This is a genomic window from Vibrio navarrensis, assembly GCF_000764325.1.
Lineage (GTDB): Bacteria > Pseudomonadota > Gammaproteobacteria > Enterobacterales > Vibrionaceae > Vibrio > Vibrio navarrensis.
Window position 1 is genome coordinate 1,046,893 of record NZ_JMCG01000002.1, and the last position, 12,703, is coordinate 1,059,595.

Genomic DNA, 12,703 nt, shown 5'->3' on the forward strand with positions numbered 1-12,703 from the left:
CCTCAACCTGTGACGTTCATTGTTTGAAAGCAAACAAGCCTGCGCGACTCATGGCTCGAAGCGGCGCAGGTCAGAGAGCTAAAGGCCGTTATCGTTATTAAAGTTCAACACCCGGGCTGAGCGTGGCGGGTAGTTCCGTTTGCGCCCCTTCCATTGATGCCATTGGGTACGCGCAATAATCGGCGGCATAGTAAGCACTCGGACGTAAGTTGCCCGACGCGCCCGGTCCGCCAAATGGCGCATCACCACTAGCCCCTGTCAGTTGGCGGTTGCGATTAACAATGCCAGCACGGATATGATCAACAAAATACGCCCACTCGTTATCGTCGGTCGAGACTAAGCCAGCCGACAAACCAAAGCGGGTGTCATTCGCCAGCTCAACCGCGCGCTCGAGGCCTTGATAGCGCACCACTTGCAGCAGTGGTCCAAAGTACTCTTCATCAGGCAAAACCGCGATATGAGTGACATCAATAATCCCCGGTGAAACAAAGGCGGCCTCGCCCGCTTTAGCTTCAATCAGGCTTTCGCCGCCGAGCGACTGTAGATTGGCCTGCGCGTCTAAGATAAAGCGCGCGGCCGCCTCAGAAATTTGTGGTCCCATAAAAGGCGCAGGTTCGGCAAACGGCTGGTCGACTTTAAGCTTTTGCACTGCTTCCACCAGACGAGTGATGAGTGCGTCGCCTTTTTCTCCTAGCGGCACATACAAACGGCGTGCACAAGTACAGCGCTGACCAGCGCTTATAAAGGCCGATTGAATGATGGTGTAAACCGTCGCCTCAAGATCGCCGTACTGCTCTGAAATCACCATCGGGTTGTTGCCGCCCATTTCCAGTGCCAGCATTTTGCCGGGTTGACCAGCAAACTGACGATGAAGCAGATGACCCGTGTTGGCGCTGCCAGTAAACAGCAAGCCGTCGATGCCTTTGGACTGCGACAAGGCAATCCCAGTCTCTTTACCACCTTGTACCAGGTTTAGCACGCCACTTGGCAGACCCGCTTCTTGCCACAGTTTCATCGCAAGCTCTCCCGTCCAAGGCGTTTGCTCGGACGGTTTAAACACCACGGTATTACCAGCTAACAACGCAGGCACAATGTGACCGTTTGGTAAGTGCGCTGGGAAGTTATATGGGCCAAAGACCGCCATCACACCCAGTGGGCGGTGACGCAACACAATTTGGTTGCCCGCCGCTTCTTTTTGCGACTCGCCAGTGCGTTCATGATAAGCGCGGATCGAAATGGCAATTTTGCCTGCCATCGCCGCCGCTTCGGTACGCGTCTCCCACAGCGGTTTGCCAGTCTCTTTGGCGATCACTTGAGCAATCTCTTCGCTGCGCGCTTTGACACGCTCGGCAAAGGCCAGCACGTAGGCTTCGCGCTCAGCAAACGTGAGCTTCTTCCAGCTCAGAAAGGCGTGACGCGCCGCTTTCACCGCTTGCTCGACTTGCGGCTCAGTGGCCCCTTTGCCACGCCAAACCACTTGGTTGTCATAAGGCGACAAGGAGGTGAACTCTTCGCCTTGCCCTTCTATCCATTCACCTGCAATCCACTGTGTCATCGTCTTTCCCTTAATCATTACTGCGCTAGCATGCGTACGTATTCGCCATCTTCCACCATCAGAGCCTGGGCCACTTTCGGTGACAAAATCACACTGGACGAGGCTTGGTCATAGGCAGCTTTGGCTGCCGTGGCGCGGAAGTTTTCAAATGAGGTATTGGCTATTAAAAAGTCTTGCGAGCTGGAGTGCTCCGCAACGCGCACTTTCGCTCGCACTGAGTGGCGTACCGATTCAATATTACGCAGGTCACACTCCACCGTGGGGCCGCCATCAAAGATGTCAACGTAGCCACGGCTGGTAAAGCCTTCTTTCTCAAGCAGCTTGAGCGCTGGACGAGTATTTTCATGCACCACGCCGATCACCGCTTGCGCTTCTGGGCTCAGCAGGTTGATGTAAATCGGCAGCTTAGGCATCAAATCGGCGATGAAGCCTTTTTTGCCGATACCAGTGAGGTAATCCGCCATGGTGAAATCGATGGAGAAGAAATGGTCCTGAAGCCATTGCCAGAATGGCGAGTTGCCATTGGCATCCGACACACCACGCATCTCGGCGAAAATGGTTTTCGAGAAGCGATGCGGATGTTCGGCCATCATCAAAAAGCGGCATTTCGACATCAAGCGACCGTTGAGCCCTTCACGGAATTTTTCCCGCAAGAACAAGGTACAAATTTCACTACAACCGGTGTAGTTGTTGCCAAAAGTGAGCAGCTTCACCACATTGTTGACGCCAAGTTTCGGCGAAGAATGGACAATTTTGCTGATGTGGTACGAGTAAAAAGGCACGTCCCAGCCAATCGCCGCTTCAATACCTGTGGTCCCGGCGACTTCCCCGCTTTCGGCATCAAAGCCGACCATCAGGTAGCCTTCATCGCCCGGCTCACAAACGTCAGGTTTGGCAAAGCTGTATTCAGAGTGTGTAATTCGATTGGTTAACAGTTCTTCATTAACCGGCAGAGATGTGAATCCGTGTCCCGATTCCACTGCACAGGTGTGCAGCGCGTCATAGTCCGACATTGCAATAGGGCGAACAACTAGCATCAATACTCCCTCCAGATGCATAGAAGGCCCTAGGTGTACTACCTAGGAAGTGATGTAGACGCCCGCCGCTTCCTGGGCAGGCGTCTGTTTGAGAGGCGTTTAAACCAGAGTGGCGATTGCTTTATCCAGTTTCGCCAAGCCTTCTTCTATTTCTTGTTTGGTGATCACCAGTGATGGGGTTAAGCGCACCACGTTCATGCCCGCCACCAGCACCAGCAGTCCCTCTTTACCTGCAGCGACCAGAATATCGCGTGCGCGGCCTTGCCACTCTTGATTGAGCGCCGCGCCGAGCAACAAGCCTTTGCCACGGATTTCAGAGAAAATCTGATATTTATCGTTAATTTTGCTTAGCCCTTCACGAAACAGTGCTTCACGCTCTTTCACGCCTTGCAAGGTTTCTGGCTTGGAGACTTCTGACACCACCGCTTCCGCGACCGCACAAGCGAGCGGGTTACCACCGTAAGTCGAACCGTGCGTGCCCACTTTCATGTGCGCGGCCAGTTTTTCTGTCGTCAGCATCGCACCAATTGGGAAGCCGCCACCGAGTGATTTGGCGGTGCTGAGAATATCAGGCGTCACACCAAGGCCTTGATAAGCATAAAAATCACCTGTACGTCCGTTGCCCGTTTGCACTTCATCAAAAATCAACAGGGCATTGTGCTTGTCGCACAGCTCGCGCACGGTTTGCACAAACTCAGGCGTCGGTGGCACGATACCGCCTTCACCTTGCAGTGGCTCCATCATGACCGCACACGTGCGATCGGAAATGTGCGCTTGCAAGGCATCGATATCGTTGTAAGGCAGATGCGTCACATCGCCGGGTTTTGGACCGAAACCATCTGAGTAAGCCGCTTGACCACCGACGGTAACAGTAAAGAAAGTACGTCCGTGGAAACCTTGTTTAAAAGCGATGATTTCAGATTTTTCCGCACCGTAAACGTCCGCGGCGTAACGACGAGCCAGTTTCAGCGCCGCTTCGTTCGCTTCCGCACCCGAGTTGGCAAAGAAGACGCGCTCGGCAAAGCTCACTTCGGTCAGTTTTTTCGCCAGTCGCAATGCGGGCTCGTTGGTCATGACATTGCTTAAATGCCACAGTTTACCCGCTTGCTCAGTCAGCGCTTTGACCATAACAGGATGACAGTGGCCCAGACAACTCACCGCGATTCCGCCCGCGAAATCGATGTATTCCTTGCCGTTTTGATCCCAAATACGTGAACCTTCACCTTTCACTGGGATCATCTCCATTGGGTTGTAGCAAGGCACCATCACCTCATCAAACAAACCACGATCTACTTTCATTTCCACTGTCATTGCACATTCCTTCTTGATACCGCACGCCTAGCAGAGAGCGAATCCAACCGACTGTGACTGGCCGGCAAATATTGTTTTGCATTTAAGCTGATGCGGCATTGTATTTACAATTAATTAACGAATTCAATAGTGAAATATTCTTTTTACAGCCCGGAGCAATACCCAATAGTCACTATTCATGATTATTTATGCATCATGTTCCGCAAATTATGAAGCATTTTTTTAATCGATCAACAAATCACTTGGCTTAATGGCAAAATGGAAAGGGGAAAGCAAAAAGTGGCGAATAGTTTTGCACTTCGCCTTGGCTGAAAAAAAGATGAAGAAAATGTTAAGAATGGTGATCAAGATCAGGGTTACGCGCGCTCAACGAGCGAGGAAATTGGCCAGCAACGCGTGCCCTTGCTCGGTTTTGATCGACTCAGGATGAAACTGCACAGCGTCAATCGGCAGCGTTTTGTGCTGATAGCCCATGATTTCGTCGATACTGCCATCCGCCAGCGTCGTCCAAGCGGTGAGTTCGAAGTCGGCAGGTAAGGTGTCATTTTTGACCACCAGCGAATGGTAGCGGGTGACGGTGAGTGGGTTGTTCAAGCCGCGAAAAACACTTTTCCCATTGTGCTCAATGGCTGAGGTTTTACCATGCATTACTTGCCGTGCGCGTACCACTTCCCCACCAAAGGCTTGGGCAATCGCCTGATGGCCAAGACAGACGCCGAGGATCGGCAGTTTACCCGCAAAGTGGGCGATCGCCGCTAAAGAGATCCCCGCCTCATTAGGCGTACATGGCCCGGGGGAGATCACCAGATGGGTCGGCTGAAGACGCTCGATCCCGGCAATATCGATCTCATCATTCCGCACCACGTGCACATCAGCACCCAGTTCACAGAAATACTGGTAGAGGTTGTATGTAAACGAGTCGTAGTTGTCGATGATCAGCAGCATAAATTTGTCTTAGCCTAGCGATGAAAACCTTAGCATTCTACGAATCCGGCTTACAGATTCAATCAATAACGTGCTTTGTGTTCAAAGAATCTAAGTCACCTCAACTCCGGAGAAGAGATTAAGATGGCAGGTGCGAAGCCTATATAGGGATGTCTAAGGCACTCTAGATAAAACTTTCCGGTGATAGAGGTTATTTGCAGCAAAGCATTAACAAGTGGTTTGCCAGCTTTGCTGAACAAACAACAAAGCCTAGCAAGGTGCTAGGCTTTGGTTGTTTTCGTCGTCCGTTATTTATTGTTTACGGCGGCGTAACCAGCCAAATGTCAGCAGTGACAGCAAGCCAAATCCACCGAGTGAACCGCCACCACCGGTACCATCATAGCTAGGAACGGCAATTTTACCGACTCCGATACCATCTTTACTGGCGACTTGAATCAATAACTGCTTGCTCGAACCAGGTACTTGTGACCAAGCAGCCTGAGTGTCCGATGCTTTTTCTGCTGCAGTTGCTACTTCAGCAACCTCTTCACGCATCAAATGCATCTGCAGCGTGTATTCACCACGAGGTAAATTCACCACATTAAAATTGACGGTTTGTAATCCATCTTTTTGTAACGTAACTACAGGGATCTGAGGCTTGTCATTTGATTTCAAGCCATTAGTGATCACTAGATAAGCCTTGTCGCCTTTTTTAGCATCTGCATTCACAACAAAAGGAATGTCTACACGACTACTATCGACGACAAATCGCACAGGATTCACTCCAGATTCTGCGTATTTATAAGATAAGGCCATCAGTACTGGATCGTGATCCGAAGAACGGTATGCCGTCACTGATGGATTTGAGTAATCGTCGTCTGTTTTGTGGAACTTACCTGGATTGGCACCAGCATATCGTTTTTGATAATCAAATAACGGCATTTCAGAGCTGTTGATGTTCCAGTCAATCGCATCCACTACTCGCGATGTCAAACTAGGGCTAACCAACATATGGTCTAATGACCCCACTTCATCATTGTATGAATAGCTCCAACTTGGCTGGCGACCATGTTTCTCATCCATCATATGCACAGCATGAACGTAACCAAAACTGCGCTTAATTTCAGCACCGTTAGGACCAAACTGAGGTTGATTGCCAATCCAAGTGTCTCTTGCGGCAAGTAGTGGTTTACCGGTTGGATTACTGGTTAACACTAACATAGGATCTTCTTTAGCATAAGCATTGAGATCGCCCATGATAATACGGTCATTCTTGGGATAACGTTTCTCAAGCTGCTCACCTAATTGCACCGCCCCTGCCACACGGAAGTGTTCACAGTTACCTTGTTTATCGGCATCGATGATCGCATTCTTGCTATCTACATTTTGATAATCTTCCCAACAAGCAGAGCCTTTAGACTTCAGATGGTTGACTGAAACCGTCAGCTTTTTGCCGGTATTGTGCACCAAAAATGTACCCGTTAATGAATCTCGCTGAAACGCACGTCCACTCCCTAGCAACTCACCTTTACTATTGGTGAGTACATTGCCATCGGCATCTGTGATGGCGGGCGCTTCTTGACGTGGTAAAGGAATAATATCCACTTCTTCCAAAGTCACCTTACTTGGGCGATAAATCAATCCCGTAGTAATCGCGTCTGACCCAATAGTGTCGTCAGAGGTGATCAACTTATCACCATTTGCATCGATTGCCACAAAGGTATAGCGATTACCGACGTATTTAGCTGTATGTCGTTGTGAATAACGATCTTCGGTGTATTTCTCGTTTAGCGCATCAACCAACTCTTTGATCGCACCATAATGGCCAAAGCCATTGTTTTCCATTTCCATCAAACCGACGATATCAGCATTCATGCCATAAAGCGCTTCAACCAGTTTCGCTTTTTGTAGTTCAAACTCGACTTGGCTTTCTGCGCCACGGTTTAAACCATGTTTATTGTAATCACCTCTAAATGGCGAGTTAAAAAAGTTCAAGACGTTCTTGGAGCCCAAGCGCAAAACAAACTCATCTGCTGCCACATTGGTTTTTAGCGATGGAGCGCCCTGACGCGCACTGTTGTTCGGTTTAAAGTTTGCTTTCGTTACGTTAAATTCCGCACTTGATGGCACAATCAAACGATATTCATCATAGCTATAATCCAAAACCCCTTTCATATTAACGACACTATCGTTAATGCGAATAGAATTAGCATTCGGATCGCTATTCCAAGCTGGGAAGTAGGGAATTTCTCCGTCCTTAGCCTTGATATCGCTTTCCACATAGACTCGACGATCTTGATTGTCACGCATCGCGGCTTTCGATTCGTCGGAACCAGCTGGCACTAACTGATTGGGGTGCATATTCGGTCTTTCATAGGCCAGAACCATATTGTTACGGTTGACAGGGGCATATTCAAAGCTAAAGGTGCGACTCACCCTCATGTTCTGTTTACCGTCTAGCTCGGGATTCATATCTTCCGGAAGTGTGACCAGCATCCCTTCATAACGCTCCAAGGTCGCTCGGAATAAAAGCGTGCCGTTCTCAGTATCCAGCTCAGGCATAACGACAATTGGCGTTGGCGCAATATTCGTCACCACCGAATCCATCACTTGGAATTTATTGACGGTGGTTTTAAGCTGAGTACGGCCATATGACTCTTCCACTTTGCCTTTAAAGCAGAGCGTTTGGCCAACATGTTCTGTTTTTGCACCATCGAAAGGAACAAACAGACCATCTGACGTTTTGGGATTGCCATCGCCGTCTTTATCTTGGATATAATAGCCTTTGGTCAGGCCAGTGGTTGCTGCAACCACCACACCTTGAACAAAATACTCGTCATCACTAATAAATTGACGATTTGCAACATCGACCATTGGTGAATGCCAGCTATCACCCTGAATCTCATAAGTCGGTGTCAGTGTCGCATTATCACACACCCCAACTTCTGGCTTAGGTGGAGTCACTTCCCCCGATAGCCCTGTGCCTAAACCCGCCGGAGAATCAACCGGAGAGACGCTCCAATTGGCAGCAATAAAAGTTGGGCTAGGCTGTGAAGCACTGCCTGTGCTGCGTACGAACGTTTTTCTAAAGCCCCAGCCTGTGGTATTACCTGATACGGTTTTTTCACCAACAATATCGTGCGTTTTTTGTCGAATGGCATCACGTTCATCATTACCATCGATATAACAAGTTTTTTCAGCGTCGCACTTGGCTTCGATGTCATGAGCGATAAACACCGCATCATCGCCGTTAAAAACAAACCCTGCTATCTTGGTTTGAACGCCTGATGGAATTTCTGACTTGATCGCTTCAGCCAATGAACCATGGTGAATGACAATAGATTCACCTGACGCCAGTGTAACGCCGTTAAGCATATTAATTTCTTGAAATGAATCAGCACCACTGCCAGAGAAACCATCCATATACAGCGCTGTGCCTTCAAATGTATGGGCTTGGTCGCCAATGTTGGTAATTTCAATCGCTTTATTATTACTCATCCCCATCAAATAACGGGCAATGACAATATCATTAATATCAGCAAACGCAGGAGCGGCCAATGAGCCTCCAACCGCTAATGCCAGCAGAGAGATTTTATGTTTCATGGGTATTTCCTTTACAAAACTGGATTAGAAAAAGACGCTCGCTTTTGCGTAAACATTTTGATAGCTCTCACCGGTGTAGCCTTCGATTTCAATCACTGAAGAACGGTTCGGTTTGTAACGTACGCCAAGCGTTTGGAAGGTGCGGCTTTTGCCAATCTCTTCCCATAGAACTTGATCTTTACCCCACTTATCTTGATCATCGCGATCCCAAGCTTGATATTCCTCATATTGAACCGAGCCAACCAAATCCCAATGCTCATTAAAGCTGTACTGCAGTGACACCACACCACCTTTGTTTTCGAATTCTTGATAACGATTACAAACCATTTTCGCTTGTTCAACCCAAGGGTCTGATGTTGTGGTACATTCACCTAAATCTTCGTATTCAATAAAACCGTTAATGCCGAGCAGTATGCTCTCAGTCACCGAGTATCTGGCACCGAGGCCATAAATACGAGCTTCACCATACTTCGATTCACCTGAAGAGCCATTACGCTTTTCAGCCCCTAAAACTAAGGAAAATTGATCGCCGAAATAGCCTAAATAGCCATTGGTAACATTGCCTAATGCCGCCCCTGATGAAGACTTACCTCGGTAGCTATATGAAACACCTAAAGCAAAATTATGGTATTTCCCTTCGTATTTTATTGTTCTGTCCTGATCGCCTGCTTCACCAGTAAGATCGGCACCTCTATCTAACGACAAATCACCAAACGCATCATAGTCGTCAAAGGCGGTATCAGTCAGACCAAATTCCACATAGTGATTTTGATTCAAACGGTAACCAAGCCAAGCTTTATCTATGTGTAAAGCCATATCACCAGAGCCACCACGCCAATTCTCACGCTCATAGTCAAGTTCGACTCGGTAATCAAAAATACCCGTTTTACCCATCGCCCCGAGAGTGGCCATTGAGTCATCAATAAAAGAGTCATTGGAGTGGTACTGCTTAAACTTTGCTTTAGTACCAAAGTAACCGCCAACGCCGACTTCACCATATAATTTCAGGTAATCACCATTATCATCCTGATAAATAGTGGCAGCATTCACTGCGGTCGCCATACATAGCGACGATATCGCTATTGCCACTGCATTTCGTTTTAACATTGCTATTTCCTTGTATCTTAAAATCCAACTTGGAATGATGTTCTGTATGGTAAACAGGGCTCTGTTATTACATTGATTGGCCAACAGGATATTTATCGGTCAAATTTTAGGCACACAAAGCCGTGCTCGCTTCTTTCGCTGCGAGGAGAGGTTCCGTTTAACCAGATCGTATCTAAACTCGACTAATGTCTCTCTTTTATGCAAAAAGAAAAGAGATAAGCATGGTAAATGCGAAATGTTTCACAATTATAAAAGTATTAATACGAAGGGTTTTATACTTTCAACAAATATCGTTGTTAATATAATCAACAAGAAATCAACTTTAATAAAGTTAGAGCAAGTGCTCAGTTTTTAATTTCTAAATATGATAAGTCGGCTGGATATATTAGCGATAGGTATATTAGGTCGAGCAGGAAATAATAAAAAAAGGCCGCACTGAATGGCGACCTTTGATTAGTTGTAAGATATTTCTGATTTATGGACGGGTCACAAAACCCACGGCTTGATAAACTTGTTTCAGTGTTTGCGCGGCACGTGCCGAAGCTTTTTCTGCACCTTGACGCATCACTTCATTCATATAAGTACGATCTTCACGAATGCGATGGTACTCGGCTTGAATTGGCTCAAGCATCGCCACCAGTGCTTCACCGACATCCTTTTTGAATGGACCATACATTTCTACGCCTTGGTATTTGGCTTCAATCTCGTCAAAGCTCATGCCCGTCGCTGCTGAGTACAGCCCCATCAGATTAGAGATGCCCGCTTTGTTGTCCCAATCATGGGCAATGCGCGGTGGCGTTTCGGTATCGGTTTGCGCTTTGTTGATCTTCTTGAGGATCGATTTTGGATCTTCCAGCAAGGTGATCACGTTCTTACGGTTGTCATCCGATTTCGACATCTTCTTGGTCGCATCCTGCAAGCTCATGACGCGTGCGTTCACGGCTGGAATGTACGGCTCAGGAATAGTGAAAATTGGGTTTTCTGGCGAATAGATGTTGTTGAAACGTGTCGCAATATCACGAGCCAGTTCCAGGTGCTGCTTCTGATCGCTACCCACGGGAACTTGGTGCGCACCGTAGAGTAAAATATCCGCGGCCATCAATACTGGGTAGCCAAATAAGCCGACGTTCACATCGTTGGCATAACGGGCAGATTTGTCTTTAAACTGAGTCATACGGCTCAATTCGCCCATTTGTGTGTAGCAGTTAAGAAGCCAACCAAGCTGAGCATGCTCTGGTACATGGGACTGAACAAATAGCGTGCTCTTCTTCGGATCAACGCCAACTGCGAGACAGATAGCCAGAGCGTCCAGAGTCGCCTCATGCAATGCTTTCGGGTCTTGGCGAACCGTGATGGCATGAAGATCAACCACGCAATATTGGCAATCATAGTCGTCTTGCATCTGCTGCCATTGACGTAGAGCACCCAAGTAGTTACCGATACTTAGTTCACCTGACGGTTGAACACCACTCAATACGATGGGTTTGCTCATGAAATGCTTCCTTTGACTTCTTAATCTTAAATAAATGAAAAACCGTGCAGACTCGGCGCACGGTTTTCTCAGTGTACTCATTGATGAGTATTTTTCTAGTGGTTTTCACTGCGTTGGGCCGAGACGAATCGCACTTCAGGCAGAAACGAGCACCACATCCAGCAGTTGGGCTAAAGAATCCGCGACATAATCAGGGTTGGAGTTAGCTATTGGCTCTCCGTGATTGTAGCCATACGTCAAACCAAACGAGGCACAACCGGCGTTTTTCGCTGCAAGAATGTCGTTTTTCGAGTCGCCGACCATCAGCATTTGCGAAGCATCCAACTGATGCTTTTCCAGTAGCCAGTTGAGCGCAATCGGGTTGGGTTTACGCTCAGCAAAAGTATCTCCACCGATCACGTCCACAAAATAGTCAGCGATACCGTGTTGCACTAAAACATCTGGAACAAATTTGCTCGGTTTATTGGTAACCAGCGCCATTTTTATGCCTGCACGATGCAGCTCTTGCAGCGTCTCTTTGACTGTCGGGTACAAATGACTCAAGCGATGTCCTGTCTGCTGATAGAAATCATCAAACAGCTCACGCGCTTTGCGGCGCAGCTCATCACTCAAACTCGGATCAATGGTCAAGCTTTGACTCAGCGCGCGACCAATCAAGATATCAGCCCCGTTGCCAACGTAATCGCGCACTTGCAGTTCGCTAACACTAGGAAAGCCCAAGGCTTGCACCGCTTGATCCGCAGCGACCGCCAGATCAGGCACGCTGTCGAGCAATGTACCGTCGAGATCGAAAGCGATCAGTTGAATGTCTTGTTGAAACATAAAATGGAAATTCTCTAAAAAACGAAGGATGGGCATGCCCATCCTTTCTATATGACCGTTACGGCTACTATACCTGTCCGCTTACTGTGACGCCAGTCTCTGACGCACCGCTTCAAAAAGGCAAATACCCGACGCCACCGACACATTGAGGCTAGAGACACTGCCCGCCATCGGAATTTTGATTAAGTCATCGCACGTTTCGCGCGTCAAACGGCGCATGCCGTCACCTTCAGCGCCCATGACAATCGCCAACGGGCCAGTCAGCTTGGCCTGATAAATATCGTGCGTCGCTTCACCTGCCGTGCCAACAAACCAGATGCCTTTTTCTTGCAGATAACGCATGGTGCGCGCTAAGTTGGTCACACGAATAAGCGGCACCGTTTCGGCTGCGCCACACGCCACTTTGCTCACCGTCGCGGTCATTGGCGCTGATTTGTCTTTCGGCACAATCACCGCAGCCACACCAGCCGCGTCCGCATTGCGTAGACACGCGCCTAAGTTATGCGGGTCGGTCACCCCATCCAACACCAGCAATAGTGGCGTCGTATGCTGAGCTAAAATGTCATCCAGATCGTTTTCGTTCAACTGTTTAGCGGGTTTGACTTTAGCGATAATACCCTGATGGTTCGCGCCGTGCGCTTTGTCATCTAAGGTTTTTCGTGCCATTTGCTGAATGGAAACCCCCACCATTTGCAGCTCACCTAAAATCGGCATCAGGCGATCATCCTGACGGCCTTTCAGCACATAGGCTTCAATAAAACGTTCTGGCTCACGCGCTAAAACCGCTTTTACCGCGTGGATACCGTAAATAAATTCATTACTCATTGCTTAACCTGTTTACTCGTGTAGAAG

At 48.2% G+C, this 12,703-nt stretch carries 9 protein-coding genes; all 9 read right to left on the reverse strand.

What is annotated here, in order from left to right:
- Positions 1 to 97 precede the first annotated feature (97 nt).
- The 9 genes from astD to rlmB all read right to left on the reverse strand — a co-directional run bounded on the left by astD (position 98) and on the right by rlmB (position 12,676).
- On the reverse strand, positions 98 to 1,555 hold the full coding sequence (gene astD, locus EA26_RS19275; RefSeq protein WP_039431182.1) for a succinylglutamate-semialdehyde dehydrogenase: 1,458 nt from the start codon (positions 1,553 to 1,555) through the stop codon (positions 98 to 100).
- A gap of 17 nt (positions 1,556 to 1,572) precedes the next feature.
- Positions 1,573 to 2,592: an arginine N-succinyltransferase gene (gene astA / locus EA26_RS19280; RefSeq protein WP_039431185.1), complete on the reverse strand. Its 1,020-nt coding sequence runs from the start codon at positions 2,590 to 2,592 to the stop codon at positions 1,573 to 1,575.
- Positions 2,593 to 2,691: 99 nt separating this feature from the next.
- Complete coding sequence (locus EA26_RS19285; RefSeq protein WP_039431187.1) at positions 2,692 to 3,903, reverse strand: aspartate aminotransferase family protein; 1,212 nt, start codon at positions 3,901 to 3,903, stop codon at positions 2,692 to 2,694.
- Positions 3,904 to 4,269: 366 nt separating this feature from the next.
- Positions 4,270 to 4,848, reverse strand: coding sequence for an aminodeoxychorismate/anthranilate synthase component II (locus EA26_RS19290; RefSeq protein WP_039431188.1), 579 nt, complete (start codon positions 4,846 to 4,848; stop codon positions 4,270 to 4,272).
- A gap of 291 nt (positions 4,849 to 5,139) precedes the next feature.
- On the reverse strand, positions 5,140 to 8,430 hold the full coding sequence (locus EA26_RS19295) for an ExeM/NucH family extracellular endonuclease (RefSeq protein WP_039431190.1): 3,291 nt from the start codon (positions 8,428 to 8,430) through the stop codon (positions 5,140 to 5,142).
- Positions 8,431 to 8,454: 24 nt separating this feature from the next.
- Positions 8,455 to 9,537, reverse strand: a complete 1,083-nt coding sequence (locus EA26_RS19300; protein WP_039431192.1) for a porin — start codon at positions 9,535 to 9,537, stop codon at positions 8,455 to 8,457.
- A gap of 475 nt (positions 9,538 to 10,012) precedes the next feature.
- Positions 10,013 to 11,029, reverse strand: a complete 1,017-nt coding sequence (gene trpS / locus EA26_RS19305; protein ID WP_039431195.1) for a tryptophan--tRNA ligase — start codon at positions 11,027 to 11,029, stop codon at positions 10,013 to 10,015.
- 135 nt (positions 11,030 to 11,164) lie between these two features.
- Complete coding sequence (locus tag EA26_RS19310) at positions 11,165 to 11,851, reverse strand: phosphoglycolate phosphatase (protein ID WP_039431709.1); 687 nt, start codon at positions 11,849 to 11,851, stop codon at positions 11,165 to 11,167.
- 81 nt (positions 11,852 to 11,932) lie between these two features.
- Entirely contained in the window at positions 11,933 to 12,676 is a 744-nt protein-coding gene (gene rlmB / locus EA26_RS19315; RefSeq protein ID WP_039431197.1) for a 23S rRNA (guanosine(2251)-2'-O)-methyltransferase RlmB, read from the reverse strand.
- Positions 12,677 to 12,703: the final 27 nt, after the last annotated feature.